The organism is Microbacterium kyungheense (genome assembly GCF_006783905.1).
Lineage (GTDB): Bacteria > Actinomycetota > Actinomycetes > Actinomycetales > Microbacteriaceae > Microbacterium > Microbacterium kyungheense.
Window position 1 is genome coordinate 1,112,765 of record NZ_VFPE01000001.1, and the last position, 21,213, is coordinate 1,133,977.

General features: G+C 71.3%; 21 protein-coding genes. 18 read left to right on the forward strand and 3 right to left on the reverse strand.

Annotation, left to right across the window (positions count from 1 at the left end; all coding sequences use genetic code 11):
• The first annotated feature begins 2 nt into the window (after positions 1–2).
• The 4 genes from nusA to rbfA all read left to right on the forward strand — a co-directional run bounded on the left by nusA (position 3) and on the right by rbfA (position 4,702).
• Positions 3–992, forward strand: coding sequence for a transcription termination factor NusA (nusA, locus tag FB391_RS04885; RefSeq protein ID WP_141893146.1), 990 nt, complete (start codon positions 3–5; stop codon positions 990–992).
• Positions 993–1,028: 36 nt separating this feature from the next.
• Positions 1,029–1,280: a YlxR family protein gene (locus FB391_RS04890; RefSeq protein ID WP_141893148.1), complete on the forward strand. Its 252-nt coding sequence runs from the start codon at positions 1,029–1,031 to the stop codon at positions 1,278–1,280.
• A 92-nt stretch (positions 1,281–1,372) separates the two neighbouring features.
• Positions 1,373–4,201, forward strand: coding sequence for a translation initiation factor IF-2 (gene infB, locus FB391_RS04895; protein WP_246093357.1), 2,829 nt, complete (start codon positions 1,373–1,375; stop codon positions 4,199–4,201).
• A 66-nt stretch (positions 4,202–4,267) separates the two neighbouring features.
• Positions 4,268–4,702 carry a 30S ribosome-binding factor RbfA gene (gene rbfA / locus FB391_RS04900; protein WP_141893149.1) on the forward strand — a complete coding sequence of 145 codons (435 nt, stop codon included), beginning with the start codon at positions 4,268–4,270 and terminating at the stop codon, positions 4,700–4,702.
• Between the two features lie 105 nt (positions 4,703–4,807).
• Here rbfA and FB391_RS04905 read toward each other — a convergent pair whose 3' ends face one another.
• Positions 4,808–5,695: an HhH-GPD family protein gene (locus FB391_RS04905; RefSeq protein ID WP_185842945.1), complete on the reverse strand. Its 888-nt coding sequence runs from the start codon at positions 5,693–5,695 to the stop codon at positions 4,808–4,810.
• A 117-nt stretch (positions 5,696–5,812) separates the two neighbouring features.
• Between FB391_RS04905 and FB391_RS04910 the strand changes: the two genes are divergently transcribed.
• The 10 genes from FB391_RS04910 (at position 5,813) to FB391_RS04955 (ending at position 14,266) form a co-directional block, all read left to right on the forward strand.
• The gene (locus FB391_RS04910; RefSeq protein ID WP_141893151.1) at positions 5,813–6,487 is read left to right on the forward strand and encodes a nucleoside/nucleotide kinase family protein; all 675 of its coding nucleotides are present in this window, start codon (positions 5,813–5,815) and stop codon (positions 6,485–6,487) included.
• Entirely contained in the window at positions 6,487–7,392 is a 906-nt protein-coding gene (truB, locus tag FB391_RS04915) for a tRNA pseudouridine(55) synthase TruB (RefSeq protein ID WP_141893153.1), read from the forward strand. Before FB391_RS04910 ends, truB begins: the two co-directional genes overlap by 1 nt.
• On the forward strand, positions 7,389–7,757 hold the full coding sequence (locus FB391_RS04920; protein WP_141893155.1) for a hypothetical protein: 369 nt from the start codon (positions 7,389–7,391) through the stop codon (positions 7,755–7,757). The genes truB and FB391_RS04920 overlap by 4 nt, the downstream gene beginning before the upstream one ends.
• A gap of 123 nt (positions 7,758–7,880) precedes the next feature.
• Positions 7,881–8,324, forward strand: coding sequence for a hypothetical protein (locus tag FB391_RS04925; protein WP_141893157.1), 444 nt, complete (start codon positions 7,881–7,883; stop codon positions 8,322–8,324).
• Complete coding sequence (locus FB391_RS04930; protein WP_141893159.1) at positions 8,321–9,331, forward strand: bifunctional riboflavin kinase/FAD synthetase; 1,011 nt, start codon at positions 8,321–8,323, stop codon at positions 9,329–9,331. The genes FB391_RS04925 and FB391_RS04930 overlap by 4 nt, the downstream gene beginning before the upstream one ends.
• A 43-nt stretch (positions 9,332–9,374) precedes the next feature.
• Positions 9,375–9,755, forward strand: a complete 381-nt coding sequence (locus FB391_RS04935; protein WP_141893161.1) for a hypothetical protein — start codon at positions 9,375–9,377, stop codon at positions 9,753–9,755.
• Between the two features lie 119 nt (positions 9,756–9,874).
• Entirely contained in the window at positions 9,875–10,819 is a 945-nt protein-coding gene (locus tag FB391_RS04940; protein WP_141893163.1) for a sugar-binding transcriptional regulator, read from the forward strand.
• 47 nt (positions 10,820–10,866) lie between these two features.
• The gene (gene deoC / locus FB391_RS04945; protein ID WP_141893165.1) at positions 10,867–11,874 is read left to right on the forward strand and encodes a deoxyribose-phosphate aldolase; all 1,008 of its coding nucleotides are present in this window, start codon (positions 10,867–10,869) and stop codon (positions 11,872–11,874) included.
• A gap of 14 nt (positions 11,875–11,888) precedes the next feature.
• Positions 11,889–13,406: an aldehyde dehydrogenase family protein gene (locus FB391_RS04950; RefSeq protein WP_246093359.1), complete on the forward strand. Its 1,518-nt coding sequence runs from the start codon at positions 11,889–11,891 to the stop codon at positions 13,404–13,406.
• On the forward strand, positions 13,403–14,266 hold the full coding sequence (locus tag FB391_RS04955; protein ID WP_141893167.1) for an aldehyde dehydrogenase family protein: 864 nt from the start codon (positions 13,403–13,405) through the stop codon (positions 14,264–14,266). Before FB391_RS04950 ends, FB391_RS04955 begins: the two co-directional genes overlap by 4 nt.
• On the opposite strand, the gene FB391_RS04960 is transcribed toward FB391_RS04955, so the two are convergent.
• Positions 14,263–14,793, reverse strand: a complete 531-nt coding sequence (locus FB391_RS04960) for a hypothetical protein (RefSeq protein WP_141893169.1) — start codon at positions 14,791–14,793, stop codon at positions 14,263–14,265. The genes FB391_RS04955 and FB391_RS04960 overlap by 4 nt on opposite strands.
• A 219-nt stretch (positions 14,794–15,012) precedes the next feature.
• The gene (locus FB391_RS04965; RefSeq protein WP_141893171.1) at positions 15,013–15,729 is read right to left on the reverse strand and encodes an NRDE family protein; all 717 of its coding nucleotides are present in this window, start codon (positions 15,727–15,729) and stop codon (positions 15,013–15,015) included.
• A 64-nt stretch (positions 15,730–15,793) separates the two neighbouring features.
• Between FB391_RS04965 and coaBC the strand changes: the two genes are divergently transcribed.
• From coaBC to FB391_RS04985, 4 genes are all read left to right on the forward strand, one after another.
• Positions 15,794–17,032: a bifunctional phosphopantothenoylcysteine decarboxylase/phosphopantothenate--cysteine ligase CoaBC gene (gene coaBC / locus FB391_RS04970; protein WP_141893173.1), complete on the forward strand. Its 1,239-nt coding sequence runs from the start codon at positions 15,794–15,796 to the stop codon at positions 17,030–17,032.
• A gap of 80 nt (positions 17,033–17,112) precedes the next feature.
• On the forward strand, positions 17,113–18,009 hold the full coding sequence (locus FB391_RS04975) for a glycerophosphodiester phosphodiesterase (RefSeq protein WP_141893175.1): 897 nt from the start codon (positions 17,113–17,115) through the stop codon (positions 18,007–18,009).
• Between the two features lie 103 nt (positions 18,010–18,112).
• A complete protein-coding gene (locus FB391_RS04980; RefSeq protein WP_246093360.1) occupies positions 18,113–18,754 on the forward strand; it encodes a hypothetical protein in 642 nt (213 codons plus the stop codon).
• Between the two features lie 237 nt (positions 18,755–18,991).
• Complete coding sequence (locus FB391_RS04985; protein ID WP_141893179.1) at positions 18,992–21,145, forward strand: DEAD/DEAH box helicase; 2,154 nt, start codon at positions 18,992–18,994, stop codon at positions 21,143–21,145.
• Positions 21,146–21,213: the final 68 nt, after the last annotated feature.

The window sequence follows — 21,213 nt, forward strand, 5'->3', positions numbered from 1 at the left end:
TTGTGGACATCGATCTCGGACTTCTGCGGACCGTCGAGCGCGAGAAGGAGATCCCCTTCGACGAGCTCGTGCACATCATCGAACAGGCGATCCTGACCGCCTACGCCAAGCACACCTCGCCCACCGGCGAGCTGCCCGAGGGCGCACGTGCCGAGCTCGACCGCAAGACCGGTCACGTCGCGGTGTTCATCCCGCTGCTCGACGAAGAGGGCGCGGTCGTCGGCGAAGAGGAGTCGACCCCCGAGGACTTCGGCCGCATCGCCGCGTTCGCCGCGAAGCAGGTCATCAGCCAGCGACTGCGCGACATCGCCGACGACGCCGTGCTGGGAGAGTTCCGCGGCAAGGAGGGCGACATCGTCGCCGGCATCGTCCAGCAGGGCCCGAACCCGCGCATGGTGCACGTCGACCTCGGCTCGGTCGAGGCGATCCTGCCTCCTGAGGAGCAGGTGCCCAGCGAGGACTACGCCCACGGCGCGCGCCTGCGCGTGTACGTGACGTCGGTGGCCAAGGGCACGAAGGGCCCGCAGATCACGGTCTCGCGCACCCACCCCGGGCTCGTCCGCAAGCTGTTCGCCCTCGAGGTGCCCGAGATCCCCGCGGGGCTCGTCGAGATCGTCTCGCTCGCGCGAGAGGCCGGACACCGCACCAAGATCGCCGTCAAGGCCAACGACCCCTCGATCAACGCCAAGGGCGCGTGCATCGGCGAGCTCGGCCGCCGCGTGCGCGCGGTCACTGAGGAGCTCGGCGGCGAGAAGATCGACATCGTGGACTACGACCCCGAGCTGGCGAAGTTCGTCGCGAACGCGCTGTCGCCGGCGAAGGTGACGTCGAGCTTCATCCTGGATGCCTCGAACAAGGCCGTCCGCGCGCTCGTGCCCGACTACCAGCTGTCGCTCGCGATCGGCAAAGAGGGGCAGAACGCGCGCCTGGCCGCCAAGCTCACCGGCGCCAAGATCGACATCCAGCCCGACTCGATCCTCGAGGACAGCTGAGCCCCGCGGCGCTGCCGCTCAGCGAGTCGGTGTAGGATGGAGGCCGTACGAACGTGCGTCGGATGCCGCACGCGTGCTCCCCGGTCCGCCCTCCTCAGGGTGGTCTCCATCGATTCCGCCCTCGTCATCGACGAGCGCGCGTCGATGCCCGGACGAGGCGCGTGGGTGCACGAGACGCCCGAGTGCGTGGATGCCGCCATCCGGCGCCGCGCCTTCGTGCGGGCATTGCGTGTGTCAGGCCCGCTTGACACGCAGACCATCGAAGAGCACATCCAGCGAAAAGGCTGAACGGCTATGGAAACAAAGTGAACGGCTCGAAATGAGACCCGTCCGCCGATAACGGTCTGCCCTGTCTGGGCAGACCCCAGACAGGAGAATTTGTGGCTGCCAAACCACGCGTGCACGAGATCGCTTCCGAGCTCGGCGTCGACAGCAAAGTCGCGCTCGAGAAGCTGAAGGAGCTCGGCGAATACGTCAAGAGCCCCTCGTCCACCATCGAACCCCCCGTGGCGCGAAAGCTTCGCGCCGCGCTCGAAGCCGAGGGCTCGGCCAAGTCCGACGCGGCTCCCGCCCCCGCGGCTGCCAAGCCCGGTGCGGCGCGCCCCGCCGCGACGCCCGGCGCCCCGGCTGCCAAGCCCGGGCCCGCGGTCAAGCCCGGTCCGGCCGCAAAGCCCGGTCCGGCGCGTCCGGCTGCGCCCGCGGCTCCGGCCGCTCCCGCTGCCCCTGCGGCGAAGGCGGCTCAGGCCGCCGAGGCCCCCGCCGCTCCGGCTGCTGCCGCGCCCGCGGCGCCCGCCGCCTCCGCGGCACCTGCTCCCGGTGCCAAGCCGGGCGCGCCGAAGCCCGGCCCCGCCGGCGCGACGCCGCAGGCACCGCGCCCGGGCGGCACGCCGCGCCCCGGCAACAACCCCTTCGCGTCCTCGCAGGGCATGGGCCAGCGTCCCGCCGGTCCGCGTCCGGGCAACAACCCGTTCGCGTCGGCGCAGGGCATGGGCCAGCGTCCGACGCCCGGCAACATCCCGCGTCCGCAGGCTCCGCGCCCCGGCGCCCCGCGTCCCGGCGCCCCGCGTCCGGGCGGTGCGGGTCGTCCCGGCGGTGGCGGTCGTCCCGGCGCCCCCTTCCAGCAGCGTCCCGGCGGTCCCGGTCGTCCCGGCGGCGCCGGTGGCTTCCAGCGCCCGGGCGGCGCTCCCGGTGCGGGTGCGCCCGGCGGCTTCGCCGGTCGTCCCGGCGGTGGCGGCGGTCGTGGCCGTGGTCCCGGCGGCGGCACCGCAGGTGCCTTCGGCAAGGGCGGCGGCAAGTCCAAGCAGCGCAAGTCGCGTCGGGCGAAGCGGCAGGAGTTCGAGATGCGGTCGGCGCCGGTCGTCGGCGGCGTCAACGTCCAGAAGGGCAACGGCGAGATCATCCGCATGCGCCGCGGTGCGTCGATCGCGGACTTCGCCGACAAGCTCGAAGCCCTGCGCGGGTACACCGTGCAGCCCGGCACGCTCGTGACGATCCTCTTCAACCTCGGCGAGATGGCCACGGCCACCGAGTCGCTGGACGAGGCGACGTTCGAGGTGCTCGGTGCCGAGCTGGGCTACAAGATCCAGATGGTCTCGCCCGAGGACGAGGACAAGGAGCTCCTCGAGGGCTTCGGTCTCGACCTCGAGGCCGAGCTGGAGGCGGAGAACGAGGAAGACCTCGAGATCCGTCCTCCGGTGGTGACCGTCATGGGCCACGTCGACCACGGTAAGACGCGACTGCTCGACGCCATCCGCCAGACCAACGTGGTCGCGGGCGAGGCCGGCGGCATCACGCAGCACATCGGTGCGTACCAGGTCTGGACCGAGCACGACGGCATCGAGCGCGCGATCACCTTCATCGACACCCCCGGTCACGAGGCGTTCACCGCCATGCGTGCCCGTGGTGCGCAGGTCACCGACATCGCGATCCTCGTGGTCGCGGCCGACGACGGCATCATGCCGCAGACGGTGGAGGCCCTGAACCACGCCCAGGCGGCCAATGTGCCGATCGTGGTCGCGGTGAACAAGGTCGACAAGCCCGAGGCCAACCCGGCCAAGGTGCGCCAGCAGCTGACCGAGTACGGCCTGGTCGCCGAGGAGTACGGCGGCGACGTCATGTTCGTCGACGTGTCGGCCCGCCAGAACACCGGCATCCAGGAGCTCCTGGACGCCGTGCTGCTCACCGCGGACGCCGGCCTGGACCTCACGGCCAACCCGAACAAGGATGCGCGCGGTGTCGCGATCGAGGCGAAGCTCGACAAGGGTCGCGGTTCGGTCGCCACGGTGCTCATCCAGTCCGGAACGCTGCGCGTCGGCGACGCGATCGTCGCGGGCACGGCCTACGGCCGCGTGCGCGCCATGATCGACGAGAACGGCGACCCGGTCGAAGAGGCCTACCCGTCGCGTCCGGTCCAGGTGCAGGGTCTGAACTCCGTGCCCCGCGCCGGCGACACGTTCATCGTCACGGAAGAGGACCGCACGGCCCGCCAGATCGCTGAGAAGCGTGAGGCGGCCGAGCGCAACGCCCAGCTGGCCAAGGCTCGCAAGCGCATCTCGCTCGAGGACTTCACCCGCGCTCTCGAAGAGGGCAAGGTCGAGTCGCTCAACCTCATCATCAAGGGCGACGTGTCGGGTGCCGTCGAGGCGCTCGAGGAGTCGCTCCTCAAGATCGAGGTCGACGACTCGGTGCAGCTGCGGATCATCCACCGCGGCGTCGGTGCGATCACCGAGTCCGACATCAACCTGGCGACGATCGACAACGCGATCGTCATCGGCTTCAACGTCCGTCCCGACACGAAGGCGCGCGAGCGCGCCGCCCGCGAGGGTGTGGACGTCCGGTTCTACTCGGTCATCTACAACGCGATCGACGACGTCGAGCAGTCGCTCAAGGGCCTGCTCAAGCCGGAGTACGAAGAGGTCCAGTCGGGCGTGGCCGAGATCCGCGAGGTGTTCCGCTCCTCGAAGTTCGGAAACATCGCCGGTGTCATCGTCCGCTCGGGCACGATCACGCGCAACGCCAAGGCGCGCGTCATCCGCGACGGCGTGGTCATCGCCGACGGCCTGGCGATCGAGTCGCTGCGCCGCTTCAAGGACGACGTCACCGAGGTGCGCACCGACTACGAAGCCGGTATCGGCCTCGGCAAGTACAACGACATCCAGGTGGGCGACGAGATCGAGACCACCGAGATGGTCGAGAAGCCGCGCGGCTGAGTCCGCGTTCTGATTCCGGATGCCTCCTCGGAGGCATCCGGAATCACCCCCTTAAGGAGCACAATCATGGCCAGCGAACGTCAGGCCCGCCTGGGCGACCGCATCCGCGTGATCCTCGCCGAGCGGCTGGAGAAGGGTCTGCGCGACCCGCGACTCGGCTTCGTGACCATCACCGACGTCCGCGTGACCGGTGACCTGCAGCACGCGTCGGTGTTCTACACCGTGCTCGGCACCGCCGAGGAGCGCGAGGCTTCGGCCCAGGCGCTGAAGTCGGCGACCGGGATGCTGCGGTCCGAGGTCGGCAAGCACCTCAACGTGCGCCTCACGCCGAGCCTGGAGTTCATCGCGGATGCGATCCCCGAGAACGCCGTGCACATCGAGGATCTGCTGCGCGAGGCGCGCGAGCGCGACCAGTCCGTCGCGGGTCTCGCGGCCGGTGCCACGTACGCCGGCGAGGCCGACCCGTACCTGAAGCCCCGCGAGCTCGGCGACGAGGACTGAGTCCCGGCCCTCGGGCTCACAGACTTCGCAGAAACGCGTGGGAATCGCAGGATTCCCGCGCGTTTCTGCGCAGGACGTCAGGATCTGCGAAGTCTGTGAGCCGGTTCAGCGGGGGAGCCGTAGCATCTCGTCGGATGCTTCGGCCAGCCCGTCCGTGATGAGCGAGTCGATCGCGCGGTCGCGCTGCAGCGCGTCGGGCCAGTCCGGTACGACCTCTGCCAGCGGGACGGCGTGGGCGGCGGCATCCCTCAGCGTCTTCAGCACCGCGCCCCGCGCCTGACGGTCGCTGCCCTCATAGCGCGCCTGTTTGCGGCGGTCGTCCCCGGTGTCGGGTCGCCCCGCGGCGAGCCACGCGCAGCGGTCACGCAGTGGGCAGATCTCGCACCGCGGCGACCGCGCCGTGCACACGATGGCGCCGAGCTCCATGGCGGCGGCGTTCACGACCGCTGAGGTCGCCACGTCCGCGGGCAGGATCGCCGCCATCGCTTCGAGGTCGCGGCGCGACGGCGGCCCCGGCTGCGAGCGCCCGTCGATCGCGCGCGCGAGGACTCGCCGCGTGTTCGTGTCGACGACGGGATGCCGGTCGCCGTACGCGAAGACGGCCACGGCGCGCGCGGTGTAGTCGCCGATCCCGGTGAGGGCGAGCAGCGCGTCGACGTCGCGCGGCACGACGCCGTCATGACGGTCGCGGATCTCGACGGCCGCGCGGTGCAGCCACAGCGCGCGGCGCGGATAGCCGAGGTTCGCCCACTGCCGCACCGCGTCGGCCGGCGCCGCCGCGGCGAGATCGGTGGGAGCGGGCCAGCGCTGCAGCCACGCCTCCAGGTGCGGGATGACCCGGTTCACCGGGGTCTGCTGCAGCATGAACTCGCTGACCAGCACGCCCCATGCCCCGAACTCCGGATGCCGCCACGGGAGGTCCCGCGCGTTCTCGCGGTACCACGCCACGAGAGGCGTCGCGAGATCGGGTCGCGCAGCGGTCGTCACGGGCACGCGCTCCAGCGTATGCGCTCGCGAAACGCCGGGATGCGCCGATGGCCGGGACGGGGCCGCCCCTCGGGGCCGCCCGCCGGGGACGGGCGGCCCATCGCCGCGCCGTAGGCTGGAGACATGCGCCTGCCCATCACGCCCCCCACGACGCTGTGGCGCGAACTGCGCGACCGGGTGCGGCGACGGTACCCCGCGGGACGCGTCGTGGTCGCGGTCGACGGCCTGGACGGTGCGGGCAAGACGGTGTTCGCCGACGGGCTGGCCGAGGTATTCGCCGAGGCCGGCGACGCGGTGTTCCGGGCGGGGATCGACGGGTTCCACCGGCCGCGCGCCGAGCGGTACGCGCTCGGACGCCGCAGCCCCGAGGGGTTCTACCGCGATTCGTACGACTACGCCACCTTCCGCCGCGTGCTGCTGGACCCGTTCCGGGACGGCGCGCAGACCGCGGGGACGACCGGGTTCCAGCTCGCGGCGTTCGATGTCGCCCGCGACGCTCCCGTCGAGTCCCAGTGGGTGACCGCGCCGCGCGACGCGGTGCTCGTCGTCGACGGGATCTTCCTCCACCGCCCCGAGCTGCAGGACCTGTGGGACTGGTCGATCTGGCTGGACGCACCGTTCACCGTCACCTACGCCCGCATGGCGCTCCGCGACGGCAGCGACCCCGACCCGGATGCGCCCTCCAACGCGCGCTACCGGCAGGGTCAGCAGCTGTACCTCGACGAGGCGCACCCGCGTGAGGCCGCGGACGTCGTCGTCGACAACGCCGACCTCGCGCACCCCCGGATCGCCGGCTGATGGCCGCGCCGGGCATCCTGCTGGTCGACAAGCCGCAGGGGATCACGAGTCACGACGTCGTCGCCCGTGCGCGGCGCGCGCTCGGCACCCGCAAGATCGGGCATGCCGGCACCCTCGACCCGATGGCGACGGGACTGCTCGTGCTGGGCGTCGAGGGCGCGACGCGGCTGCTGACGTTCGTCGTCGGTCTCGACAAGACCTATGAGGCGACGATCCGCCTGGGCGTCTCGACCGACACCGACGACGCCGACGGGCAGATCGTCGCGACGGTGGATGCCTCGTTCCTCGACTCCGCCCGCATCGCCGAGGCCGTCGCGCCGCTGACGGGCCGCATCTCGCAGGTGCCGAGCACGTTCTCGGCCATCAAGGTCGACGGGCGCCGCGCCTACGACCTCGCGCGCGCGGGCGAGGACGTGCAGCTCAAGGCACGGGAGGTGACCGTGTCGCGGTTCGACGTGATCGCGGAGCGCCGTCCTTCGACCGGCTCAGGGACCGAAGGCGTCGTCGATCTCGACGTCGTCGTGGACTGCTCCAGCGGCACCTACATCCGCTCGCTCGCTCGGGACCTCGGCGCCGCGCTCGGCGTCGGCGGGCACCTCACCGCTCTGCGACGCATCCGTATCGGGCCGTTCGATGTGACACGGGCGGCAGCCGTCGACGCCCTCGCCGAGGCGCCGCAGGTCCCACCGGCCGACGCGGCCGCCGCCGTCCTCGGGCGCTTCGACGTCACCGCCGACGAGGCGCGCGACCTGCGCCACGGCAAGCGGCTGACCGGCGCGGCCGCGCGGCTCAGCGCGAGCCCCACCGCCGCCGTCGACCCCGACGGCGTGCTGGTCGGCATCGTCGAGCGCCGCGGCGCCGACGTCAAGAGCGCCATGAATATGCCCGAGGAGGCGGCCCGATGATCCTGTGGTTCACGATCGTGCAGGTGGTGGTCGCCGTCGCGGCCGGCCTGTTCTGCATCATCGCGGGTCTGGCCGGGCGCCGCCCCAGCGACTGGACCGTCGGATCGCTGGCGCTGGTGGAACTGCTGCTCGTCGCGCAGGTCGTCATCGCGATCGTCTCGCCGTTCGCCGGCAACCCGCCGACCGGAAGCCTTCTCGAGTTCTGGGTCTACCTCGTCTCGGCGGTGCTCCTGCCGTTCGCCGCGGTCGCCTGGGCGCTCCTCGAGCGCAGTCGCTGGAGCACCGTCATCATGGGGGTGGCTGCGCTGTCGATCGCCGTCATGGTGTGGCGCATGCACGTGATCTGGACCCTCCAGCCCGCCTGATGCGTCGCAGCGCGCGTCTGCGGCGCCGGCGGGTCGCGGCGGTTGCTGAGCGAGGAGCGTCAGCGACGAGTCGACGTGCATCCGGCTCCCGCCCTCGGGCGCACCGACTAAACTCAGGTGGTTATGTCGTCGCCCGCCCGCCCCCGTATGACCGGCATCGGCCGTGTGCTCGTGATCGTCTACGCGATCATGGCCCTCGGCGCCACCGGTAGGTCCTTCGTGCAGATCGTCGAGCGCTTCGACGAGGCCCCCCTCGCTTACACGCTGTCGGCCGCCTCTGCCGTCGTGTACATCGTCGCGACGCTCGCACTCGTGTTCGCCGGCCGCCGCGGCTGGTACGTCGTGGCGTGGGTGGCCATCGTCTTCGAATTGGTGGGCGTGCTGGTCGTGGGCACGCTGAGCCTCGTCGCGCCCGAGCTGTTCGCGCACGACTCCGTGTGGTCGTTCTACGGGCGCGGATACCTCTTCGTGCCGCTGGTGCTGCCGTTCCTAGGCCTCTGGTGGCTCGCCACGCACCGCCCCGCAGCCCGGCAGACGACGCCCGACACCGCGGCGGTGGCCTCGTGATCGTCTTCCGCGACCCGAGCGAAGTGCCGGCCGGCTTCGGCCCGTCGGTCGTGGCGATCGGCAAGTTCGACGGCGTGCACTCCGGCCACCGCGCCGTCATCGATCGCGCGAGAGTGGATGCCCTTCGTCTCGTCGATGACGCTTCTCGGTCGGCGACCGACGCGGACGCCGGCGCGCGCGTCGTCGCCGTGACGTTCGACCGCAACCCGCTGGCCCTGCTGCGTCCCGAGATCTGCCCGCAGAGCCTCGTCGGCGTGGAGCAGAAGCTGCGGCTGCTGGCTGACGCCGGAGCCGACGCCACGCTCATGCTGACGTTCGACCGCGCGCTCGCGGACCTCGGCGCGCGCGAGTTCGTCGAGCACGTGCTCGTGGGCGCGCTCGGCGTGCGGATCGTCATGGTGGGCGCCGACTTCCGCTTCGGCCGCGGCGGCGCGGGCAATCCCGACCTGCTGCGCGAACTCGGACCCGAGTTCGGCTTCGAGGTGCACGTCGTCGACGACGTGCGTGCGATCGACGCCGGACGCCGCGTGTCGTCGACGTGGGTGCGCGAGTTGCTGGACGCGGGCGACGTCGCGGGCGCTGCCCGCCTGCTGGGTCGTCCGCACGCCGTGCGCGGCGAGGTCGTGCACGGTCTCAAGCGCGGCCGCGAACTCGGCTTCCCGACCGCCAACCTGTCGGCCGACCTCGAGGGCTTCGTCCCCGCCGAGGGCGTGTACGCCGGATGGCTGGTGGACGAGGGGACGCCGGAGGACGAGGCATCCTCCCCTCGCAGCAGCGTGCGGTACCCGGCGGCGATCAGCATCGGGACGAACCCCACGTTCGACGACATCGACGTCCGCCAGGTCGAGGCGTACGTGCTCGACGAGACGGATCTCGACCTGTACGGCCACACGATCGAGGTGGAGTTCGTCGCGCGCATCCGGGGCATGGTGGCCTTCGACGACGTCGACGCGCTCATCACCCAGATGACCGACGACATCGTGCGGGTCCGACGGTCGCTCTCCTGACCGGGGCGTAGACCTGCGGCTGCGACCGCCCTAGCATCGAGGCGTGTACGCACTGGGGGTGTGGGCCGCCGAAGCCGCGGCCGGGAATTCTGTCAACCTGTGGGGCGCGCTGGGCTGCGCCGTCGCGTACTCGGCCTCGCTGCTGGCGACGCTCGACGCCTTCGCCGACCTGATCCTCGCGAGGGGCGACGCCCCCGCGGGGCGGCTGACACCGGGGGTCGGGCTGAAGTTCGCCTCGAAGCTCGCCGCGGCGGCCATCGCCGTGGTGGCCGCGGCGATCGTGCTGGCGCTGGACGGGAACTGGTTCGCGTTCACCAGCCTGACGATCGCGTTCGTCGTGGTCGTCGGCATCGGCGTCGTCGTGCTGCTGCGCCACGCGAAGGTCGTGGCGGCGCGGCCGGCAGCGGCCACTGCGGGCGGCTGAGGCATCCCGACTGACTGCTCGGCGGGGCGGCCAGCGTGCTCATGTGAGCAAGTTCTGTGCAGATGTTGCTCCCTTGTGCGCGCGTGTGTCAGCCTGGAGGTGACGACGAAGGGAGGATCGTGGACGCCGTCGACGAACTCCTCTCGATCCGTGCCGCCGAGCTCTACTACGAAGAGAACCTCACGCAGGAAGAGATCGGCAAGAGCCTGCAGATCACCCGCTGGAAGGTGGGGCGCCTGCTGACCCAGGCGAAGGATGCCGGCTTCGTGCGCATCGAGATCCTCCACTCGCGGGCGCGCCGCCCGCAGCTCGAACGCCGTCTGCGCGACGAGCGCGGGCTCGCCGACGCCGTCGTGGTCTCGCGCGCCGGCGTGCGCAGCGAGGACGAGCTGCAGCAGCGGGTCGCCCAGGCCGCCGCCGACCACCTGACCTCGCTGCGGCCGAGCCCGCGCGTGCTGGGGGTCAGCTGGGGCCGGACCCTGACCGAGGTCGCGCACCACCTGCGCGACGGCTGGTCCTCGCACACCGATGTCGTGCAGATCAACGGCGGCGTCAGCATGAGCCCGCGGCCGGGCACGGCGGCGGCCACCGCCGTCGGCATCGCTCAGAAGGGCGGCGGCAGCGCTGCGCTGCTGCCGAGCCCCGCGATCCTCGAACATCGGGCCACGAAGGACGCGATCGAGGCCGACCGCGTCGTGGCCCGCGTGCGAGAGCTCGCTCGCTCCGCCGACGCGTACCTGTTCAGCGCCGGCGCCGCCGACCACGGCTCGGTGCACGTCGACAGCGGTTACCTGTCCGCGTCCGATATCGATCGTCTCGTGGCCGCCGGCGCAGTGGGTGACGTCGTCGGACGCTACATCGACGCCGACGGGCGGATCGTCGACGCCGACCTCGACGCCCGCACCGTGGGCCTGTCGCTCGACGAGCTGCGCGACGCCCGCGTCGCGATCGCCGCCATCGCCGGGGCGGCAAAGCGCGCCGTCGCCGCGGCGGTCGTCGCCTCGGGTCTGTGCACCGTGCTCGTCACCGACGAGTCCACCGCCCTCCAGCTGCTCGACGGCTGACCCCCTCGTCCCCGCGCCCCGCGCACTCCATGAAAGGCAATCCCGACATGTCCGGCACCTCCATCGTGACGCTGCCCGAGCGGGCCGTAGAGCTCCTCGGCGGCCAACCCGACGACACGACGCTGCGCCGCTATCTGCACGGTCTGCCGGGCGTCGACGCGGTCGGCCTCGAGCAGCGCGCGGCCGCGCTCGGCACGAGGTCCATCAAGACCTCGTCCAAGGCCTGGGCGCTCGACCGGATCATCCAGCTCATAGACCTGACGACGCTCGAGGGCGCCGACACCCCCGGCAAGGTGCGGTCGCTGGTCGCGAAGGCGCTGAATCCGGATGCTTCCGACCAGACCACACCGCGCGTCGCAGCGGTCTGCGTCTACGGCGACATGGTGCCGTACGCCGTCGAGGCGCTCGGCTCGGCGCACGGCGACCCCGACGAGGGCGGCGTCAGCGTCGCCGCCGTCGCGACGGCGTTCCCGAGTGGACGCGCCTCGCTCGACATCAAGCTCGCCGACACGGCCGAAGCCGTCGCACACGGCGCCGACGAGATCGACATGGTGATCGACCGCGGCGCCTTCCTCTCCGGACGTTACGGGCAGGTGTTCGACCAGATCGCGCGCGTCAAGCAGGCCTGCCGCCGCGAGGACGGCACGTACGCGTCCCTCAAGGTGATCCTCGAGACGGGCGAGCTCAACACGTACGACAACATCAAGCGCGCCTCGTGGCTGGCGATCCTCGCCGGAGGCGACTTCATCAAGACGTCGACCGGCAAGGTGTCGCCCGCGGCGACGCTGCCCGTGACGCTCCTGATGCTGGAGGTCGTCCGGGACTGGCATCGCGCGACCGGCGAGAAGGTCGGCGTCAAGCCGGCGGGCGGCATCCGCACGTCGAAGGACGCGATCAAGTACCTCGTCACCGTCGCCGAGACGGTGGGCGAGGAATGGCTGCAGCCGCACCTCTTCCGCTACGGCGCGTCGAGCCTCCTCAACGACGTTCTGCTGCAGCGGCAGAAGCTGAAGACCGGGCACTACTCCGGCGCCGACTACGTGACGATCGACTGAACCGGGACACCGACATGAGCTTCCTCGAATACGCGCCCGCCCCCGAGTCGCGGGCGATCCTCAGCCTCAAGCCCGAGTACGGGCTCTTCATCGACGGGGACTTCCGCCCGGGCTCGGGCGATCCGTTCGTCACGATCTCGCCGGCCGACGAGTCGCACATCGCGACGATCTCGACGGCCACCGAGGCCGACGTCGACGCGGCGGTCGCCGCCGCGCGCCGTGCCTACGACCGCACCTGGTCGAAGATGAGCGGGCGCGACCGCGGCAAGTACCTGTTCCGCATCGCCCGCCTCGTCCAGGAGCGGGCGCGCGAGCTCGCCGTCGCCGAGAGCCTCGACAACGGCAAGCCGATCAAGGAGTCCCGCGACGTGGACGTCCCGCTGGTCGCCGCGTGGTTCTTCTACTACGCCGGTTGGGCCGACAAGCTCGACTACGCCGGCCTCGGCGCCGACCCCCGCCCGCTCGGGGTCGCCGGCCAGGTGATCCCGTGGAACTTCCCGCTGCTGATGCTCGCGTGGAAGATCGCGCCCGCGCTCGCGGCGGGCAACACCGTCGTGCTGAAGCCGGCCGAGACGACGCCGCTGTCGGCGCTGATCTTCGCCGAGATCCTGCAGCAGGCCGACCTTCCGCCCGGCGTCGTCAACATCGTCACCGGAGCCGGGGCGACGGGTGGGGCCCTGGTGCGGCATCCCGATGTGAACAAGGTGGCGTTCACCGGCTCGACCGCCGTCGGCCGCGAGATCGCGAAGGCCGTCGCCGGCACCGACAAGAAGCTGACGCTGGAGCTCGGCGGCAAGGCCGCGAACATCGTGTTCGAGGACGCGCCCATCGACCAGGCGATCGAGGGCATCGTCAACGGCATCTTCTTCAACCAGGGGCACGTGTGCTGCGCGGGCAGCCGCCTGCTCGTGCAGGAGTCGATCCACGACGAGGTCGTGGACAGGCTGAAGAGCCGTCTTTCGACGCTGCGCCTCGGCGATCCGCTCGACAAGAACACCGACATCGGCGCCATCAACTCGCGCGAGCAGCTGGACCGCATCCGCGAGCTCAGCAAGGTCGGCGAAGAAGAGGGCGCCGAGCGCTGGAGCGCCGACTGCGTCATCCCCGACAACGGGTTCTGGTTCGCCCCGACGATCTTCACCAACGTGCAGGCGTCGCACCGCATCGCCCGCGACGAGATCTTCGGTCCGGTGCTGTCGGTGCTCACCTTCCGCACGCCTGCCGAGGCGATCGAGAAGGCGAACAACACTCCCTACGGGCTGTCGGCAGGCGTGTGGTCCGACAAGGGCTCGCGCATCCTCGCCGTCGCCGACCGTCTGCGGGCGGGCGTCGTGTGGGCGAACACCTTCAACAGGTTCGACCCGTCGTCGCCGTTCGGCGGCTACAAGGAGTCGGGCTACGGCCGCGAGGGCGGCCGCCACGGCCTGGCCGCCTACCTGAAGGGCGCGCATGCCCCCCGGTCGTTGAGCGAGCGAGGAACGAGCGAGACCAAACGCGAAGCCCGTGCCGCGAAGAAGGAGGTGGGCAAGTGAGCAAGCGCCTCACCGTCCCCAAGACGTACAAGCTCTACATCGGCGGCGCCTTCCCGCGCAGCGAGTCCGGCCGCACGTACGAGGTCGTCTCGCGGAAGGGCGAGTTCCTCGCGAATGCCGCGCTTGCGTCGCGCAAGGACGCGAGGGATGCCGTCGTCGCCGCGCGCGGGTCGGTCAAGGGCTGGTCCGGAGCCACGGCCTACAACCGCGGACAGGTCCTGTACCGGGTCGCCGAGATCCTCGAGGGCCGTCGCGCCCAGTTCGTGGACGAGATCATGCAGCAGACGGGCGTGTCCGCCGCTGTCGCGGGTGCCGAGGTCGACGAGGCGATCGACCGCTGGGTCTGGTACGCCGGCTGGTGCGACAAGTTCGGCCAGGTGGCCGGCAACGGCAACCCGGTCGCCGGTCCGTACTTCAACATCTCGGTGCCCGAGCCGACCGGCGTCGTGGGTGTCGTCGCCCCGCAGGACACGGCGCTCGTCGGCCTGGTGTCGGCGATGGCGCCGGCTCTCGTCACCGGCAACGCGGTGGTCGTGGTGGCGTCGCAGCGGTACCCGCTTTCGGCGATCAGCCTCGCCGAGGTGCTGGCGACCAGCGACGTTCCCGGGGGAGTCGTCAACATCCTCACCGGGTCACCCGCCGAGATCGCGCCGTGGCTCGCGTCGCACCCCGATGTGCACGCGCTCGACCTCGTCGGTGCCGGTGAGCTCGACTGGATCGATCTGCAGATCGCCGCGGCAGAGACCCTCACGCGTGTGCTCCCTCCTGAGAACGGAGTGGATGCCGCCGCCCCGAGCCTCGCGCGCATCTCCGCGTTCACCGAGACGAAGACGGTCTGGCACACGAAGAGCCTGGTCTAGTCCTCCGACGCCTGAGGACGAGGGGGCGGCTCGGGGTTGATCTTGAGGACCATGTCAGGCTGGAGCGTTCCCTGCGGCACGCGGTTGAAGATGTAGAGCGTGATGTAGTCGACGCAGAATCGCTCACCGATGCTCATGCCTGAGTCGCCCGCCGCGACCGTGTAGGTCGCGACACTGCCGTCCTCGCGGTAGGTGGCCGTGCCAGACGCGTATTCGGATGCGCCGCGGTCGGGGCGCGGCGGCCTCTCACCGTTCACGTAGTCGCCGACGGTCACGAAGTCGTCACAGCCGATCTCCCACGCGGCGGCCTGCTTCGCGTCGTGCGGGGTCGGCTGCCGCGTCGGCTCAGGAGTCGGCTCGGGAGTCGGTTCCACGCTCGGCTCGAGCGTGTCCATGGTGTTTCCGAGCCCCTGTGCTACACCGCCGGCGGTGTGGCCGATGGCGATGAACGCGGGAACCGCGAGTGCGACGAGCCCGGCGACGGCGACGCCGGCGATGCCGGTCGTGATCTTGGCCGCGGGTTTCATCAGGGTGAACCTATCGCCCGCCTGTGCGCGGTGACCAGTCTGGAGCCCGGCGCTACGCAGAATCGGATCCGCGCACGCGGATGCGCCGCGCGACTCGCCGGTGCTGAGGGGCCGGCGGCGGCGCGTCGACCCGGCGGTCCGCATACGCGGATCCGATTGTAGGTGCGGGCGGGCGAGGGCGCGGCCCGTGCGATCGGCAGACCGAGCCGGGCCGGTCGCTCAGTCCAGCTCCAGTCCTCCCCATTGGCCGGGCTCGGTCAGCTCGCCGTAGTGCACGTCGACATCGTGCGCCGAGACGGAGGCGACGCACGCGAGCAGCGAGAGCGTCGGGTAGCCGTACGGGCGGTTGTCGCGGATGATCGCGTCGTCGTCCGTCGGGGGGAGCTCGGCCGAGCGCGCGAGCACCTGGACCCACGGCATCCACCAGTCACCTTCGGCAGCGGGCGGCGCCTCCTGGAACTCGCCGAGCCAGCGGGCGATGCGCGGCGTGGCGGGGTCGTCGACGTCGTCGTGGGCGACCATGTGCGTGCCGGGTGCGAGATCGACGGTGCGCAGCGAATCGCCGTCCCACATGAGCACTCGCGCCCGTCCCCCGTCGACCTCGACCAGGTTGAAGCCGTGCGTGGGCGGCTCGCCTTCGGGGGAGCGGCCCGCGACGGCGTCGAGGACGAGCCCGCCGCGCGAGACGAGCTCGGACTCGGGGCGCTGCGACACGTCCGCCCTGTTCAGCAGCACCGCCAGGCGTCCGGCCGCGGGATCGGCCGCGAGCCACGCGCCGCCGGCGCGCACGTCGCGCACGCCCACGACGCCGTCGTGCGCCTCGGGCCACCACCGACCGAGCGGGTTCCACGGCCGCGCCGGATCCTCGTCCCGCACCGCGAGCACGCGCGTCGGCTGGTCGGGCGACTCGGGGACGCGGATGACGACGGTGCACATGCGGGGAGCTCCTGGGTGTTCGGGTGGCCGTCCGCGCGTCGTGCGGTCGTGCCAAGATCGGAGGGTGTTCGTCGTGGTCGGAGTCACGGGCGGGATCGCCGCCTACAAGACGGTGCAGCTCGTGCGCCTGCTGGTGAAGGCGGGTCACGACGTCCACGTCGTCCCGACGGACGACGCGCTGCGGTTCGTGGGTCTTCCGACGTGGGAGGCGATCAGCCGCCACCCCGTGACGACCTCCGTCCACGACGACGTCGCACGCGTGCGTCACGTCTCGCTCGGCCAGTCGGCCGACCTCGTGATCGTGGCGCCCGCGACGGCGAACACGCTGGCGAAGATGACCGCGGGCATCGCGGACGACCTCCTCGGAACGACCCTACTCGCCACCACGGCGCCGGTCGTCGTCGCGCCGGCGATGCACACCGAGATGTGGCGACACCCCGCCACCGTCCACAACATGGCGGTGCTGCAGGAGCGCGGCGTCATCGTTGTCGGGCCGGAAGAGGGGGAGCTCACCGGCGGCGACAGCGGGCCGGGGCGCATGACCGAGCCAGAGGCGATCCTCGAGGCGGCGCTGGCTGCCGTCACCGTCGACGTTCCGGGCGACCTCGCCGGCCTGCGGGTCGTCGTGAGCGCGGGCGGCACGCGCGAGCCGATCGACCCGGTGCGGTTCATCGGCAACCGCTCCAGCGGGCGTCAGGGCGTGGCCGTGGCGCTGGCCGCCGCCGACCGCGGGGCCGAGGTCGTGCTCGTCGCGGCGCATGTCGACGAAGGCGTGCTGGCCGAGGCATCCACCCATCCCGCGGTACGGGTCGTGGGCGCGGGGACCGCCGCCGAGCTCGGCGCGGCCGTCGAGACCGAGACGGACGCCGCCGATGTCGTCGTGATGGCCGCGGCCGTCGCCGACTACCGGGTCGCCGAGGTGTCGACGCTCAAGCGCTCGAAAGAGGCGGCGCCCCAGGGCGGCATCACGCTCGACCTCGTCGAGAACGCCGACATCCTGGCGGGGCTGGTGCGCCAGCGTCGCGAGGGACAGACCATCGTCGGCTTCGCGGCCGAGACGCCCGGCGAGGGCGGGACGCTCCTCGATCGAGGTCGCCGCAAGGCGGCGCGCAAGGGCACCGACCTGCTCGCGGTCAACGAGGTGGGCTGGACGCGGGGCTTCGAGTCGGCCGACAACGCCGTGACCGTGATCGACGCGGCGGGAGAGGTCGTCGCGGCGCGTCGTGGCAGCAAGCGCGACGTCGCGGACGCGCTGTGGGACGCCGTCCTGGTGGTGCGGCAAAGCCAAGCGAATCTAAAGTAACGAAAAGGTAACGGCGCATGTAGAGTGGTCCGCACCACGTCGAAGAGGACGTGGCGGAAGACCCTCGGAGGACATGCCCGATGCCCGATTCCGCGGTGTCCGATCGCGCCCGCGACCGGATCCACGCCCTGTCCGTCATGTGCGTGCTCGCTGTCGCGAGCATCGTCATCGCGTTCCTCGGCGCGACGCCCGCGCGCGTCAGCTCACGCGAACTGCTCGGCGCCGCCCGCACGCCCGGTGATGCCGCGTTCATCGCCAGTCACCGCGGGGGAGCGGCCAGCGCGCCTGAGAACACGCTCCCGGCCATCGCCGCAGCGCTTGACAGCGGGTTCGACTACGTCGAGGTCGACGTGGCGCTCACCGCGGACCGCGTGCCGGTCCTCATGCACGACGCGACAGTGGACCGCACGACCGACGGGCACGGCCGGCTCGCCGCGCTCACGCTCGCCGAGGTGCGGCGGCTCGACGCCGGCGCGTGGTTCGACGTCGCCTTCGCGGGCACGCCGGTGCCCACGCTCACCGAGTTCCTCGACACCCTCGCCGGTGCGCAGGGGCGCGCGATCGTCGAGCTCAAGGGACGATGGGATGCCGCAGCCCTCGATGCGGCCATCGCCGAGATCACCGCACGCGACCTCGAGAGCAGGGTGGTGCTCGCGAGCTTCGACGCCCGCACCCTCGCGCTGGCCGCCAGCGGATCTCCGGTGCTGTCTCGGCTGCTGATCCTCAAGCAGTTGCCCGCCGACGTCGTGAGCGCCGTGACCGAGGCCGGCGCGCGGGGTGTCGTCGTCAGTCGCAAGGCCGTGCTGGCGCGTCCGGGCATCGTGGATGAGCTGCACGCGGCCGGAGCCCGGGTGGTCGTCTACACGCTCAACCACGACTCGCAGTGGGACGCCGTCACCGCTCTCGGCGTCGACGGCATCGTGACCGACGATCCGCGCACCCTGTCGGAGTGGCAGAGCGCGTACGCCGGTCCGTGACCGCAGGCCGCGCGCGTCGGGCAGGGCGCACGGCGTGGCCCGCGGCATCCCTCGATCGGGGTCGTTAGTCTCGGATCGTGATCGGTGGAGCGAAAGCAGGATGATGGGACGGAACGGGATTCCGCGGCTCGTGGTGGGTGCGACGGCGCTCGTGCTGGTCGCCGCCGTCGCGACGGGGTGCAGGCCGGAGGGCACTCCTGGGCCGACGCCGTCGAGCACGCCCTCGATCACCGTCAAGGATCCGACGCCCGGACCTTCGGTCACGCCCATCGAGACCGACAAGCCGCAGGCCGGGTTCGAGATGCCGGCGGCCTGCGAGGACATCTACTCGGCGGCGATGCTCGCCCAGTTGCAGGCAGCGAACCCGCCGCTCAACGATCCGGGCGTCACGATGCTCTCGACCGAGAACGCCGACCTGCTCGAGATCATCCACAGCGGCGTGCCGACGCTGCGCTGCTCGTGGGGCAAGCCCAGCGAGTACGGACTCGCGACGAATGTCACCGCCGTCGACGCCGAACAGGCCGGGGGCCTGGCGTCGGTGCTCGAAGCCGCCGGCTTCGGCTGCGAGGCGATGGGCGAGGGAACCGTCTGCCGCATCGAGCAGAAGGGCGTCACCCTCGACGACAACGAGTACACCCGCGGCGAGACGCACTACATCGCCGGTGACGCGCTCGTCACGACAGCATGGATCAACTTCGCCCCCGACGGGTACACCGAAGACATCGTGGCGAAGCTCTGGGGCTGAATCGGCAGGAGCTGTACGGCCTGTCCTCACGCCGGAGCGGCGTTTTCCCCTAGAATGGACAGCGGGGAAGGTCTGAGGCGACCGTCGCAGCTCGCAGAAGCGAGTGCCCGCGACCGCCCGGACCCATCTCTGATCCCGCGTTCGCGACGGCGTTCGCGCCGCCCGCGGGAGCACGCAGCACCATCGGTGTCATCCGATCATCGCCGGTCGATTCCGGCACTCACGCTCAGGAGGAGCATGCCGACCACGGCACCCGCCCAGACGGCGCAGCGTCGCCGCAAGTCCTCGTCCGCGCGCCGCGACGACGAGGCCCCCATCATCCCGATCCTCGCCCGCAAGGTGCGCGAGGTCGAGGCGAAGGCCCAGCGCGGCAAGCTCGGGCCGACCAACCGCGTCAAGTTCCAGGTCATCGCGTTCCTGGTGCGCGAGGAGCGCGCCCGCGTCAAGAGCGACACCTCGCTCACCGACGCCGCCCGCGCCGAACTGCTCAAGCGCCTCGACGGCGTCGCGACGATCCTGGCGAAGACCGCCGCACGCGACACGTCGCTCATCCAGCTGCTCGAGGTCGACCAGGCCACGTCGCCCGTCGCGCGCCGCATGCGCCGCGACTGGCTGCTCGAGTCCGGCGCCGAACTGCCGCCGGACGAGCTCATCATCACCGACGTCGCGCCCGTCGCCGCCACCGTAGTGCCCGCCGCCCTCGCCGAGCGCCAGGTCATCCCGCCGCAGGTCGAGGCGCGCCGCGAGGCCAACCCGTTCCTCGCGCCCGACCTGACGATGCGTGCGTCCACGCAGACGCCGCGCCGACGGCTCGACAGCTGGGAGCTCATGGGCCCGCTGTACAAGGCGTTCGAGACCGGTGCCGGCGGTGGCAGCGCCACCATGGACCTGCCGCCCGTGCCGGAGTTCGACCGCCTGTCGCCGCGCGGCCTGGAGGTCATGCCCCACCAGTCGCGCTTCCTCGAAGCCGTGCGCGCCGGGCATCGCACGTTCCTGCTGGCCGATGAGCCGGGCCTCGGCAAGACGGCCGAGTCGGTGCTGGCGGCATCCGTCGCGAACGCCTACCCGCTGCTGGCCGTGGTGCCCAACGTCGTCAAGATGAACTGGGCGCGCGAGGTCGAGCGGTGGACGCCGCAGCGTCGCGCCACCGTCATCCAGGGCGACGGCGAGGCCATCGACGCGTTCGCCGACGTCTTCATCGTCAACTACGAGATCCTCGACCGCCACCTGTCGTGGCTGAGCTCGATCGGCCTCAAGGGCATCGTCGTCGACGAGGCGCACTTCATCAAGAACCTCACGTCGCAGCGCTCGCAGAACGTCCTGGCGCTCGCGAACCGGGTCCGCGAGCAGGTGCCGAACCCGCTGCTGCTGGCCCTCACCGGAACGCCGCTCATCAACGACGTCGAGGACTTCGACGCGATCTGGCGCTTCCTCGGGTGGACCAACGGCGAGAAGCCCGGCCCGGTGCTGATGGAGAAGCTCGACGAGACGGGGTTGACCCCCGCCGACAAGTCGTTCTACCCCGAGGCGCGCGACGCGGTCATCTCGATGGGCATCGTCCGGCGCCGCAAGAAGGACGTCGCGACCGATCTTCCCGACAAGCTCATCGCCGACCTGCCGGTCGAGCTGGACGACGAGTTCGGCCGCTCGATCCGCCAGGCCGAGCGTGAGCTCGGTGAGCGCCTGGCCGCCAAGTACCGCCGCATCATCGAGGCGCGCGGCGATCGCGGTCTCGCCCCGGGCGAGATCGACGACGACATCGTGCGCCTGGTGGCCCACAACGAGCTCGAAGAGTCCAAGGCCGCCGGCACAGGCTCCGAGAACGTGTTCACGATGGTCCGCAAGATCGGCCAGGCCAAGGCGGTGCTCGCCGCCGACTACGCCGCGCAGCTGCAGCGCTCGGTCGGCAAGGTCGTCTTCTTCGCGAAGCACATCGACGTCATGGACGCCGCCGAGGCGCACTTCGCCGCGGCGGGCCTGAAGACGGTATCGCTGCGCGGCGACCAGGCGACAGCGGCCCGCCAGCAGGCCATCGACGCGTTCAATAACGACCCCGATGTCGGCATCGCGGTCTGCTCGCTGACCGCCGCCGGTGTCGGCGTCAACATGCAGGCCTCGTCGAACGTCGTGCTCGCCGAGCTGTCGTGGACGGCCGCCGAGCAGACGCAGGCCATCGACCGCGTGCACCGCATCGGCCAGGACGAACCCGTCACGGCCTGGCGCATCATCGCCGCCCACACGATCGACACCAAGATCGCCGAGCTCATCGACTCGAAGCAGGGCCTCGCCGCCCGTGCGCTCGACGGCGAGGCCGTCGACCCGCAGTCGAGCGACTCGGTGCAGCTGTCGGCGCTCATGCACCTGCTGCGTCAGGCGCTCGGCGCCGCGTAAGCCCTGCGGAGGGATGCCGCGACGTGCCGGATCGGCAGGTCGCGGCATCCCTCACCCGTCTCAGGCGC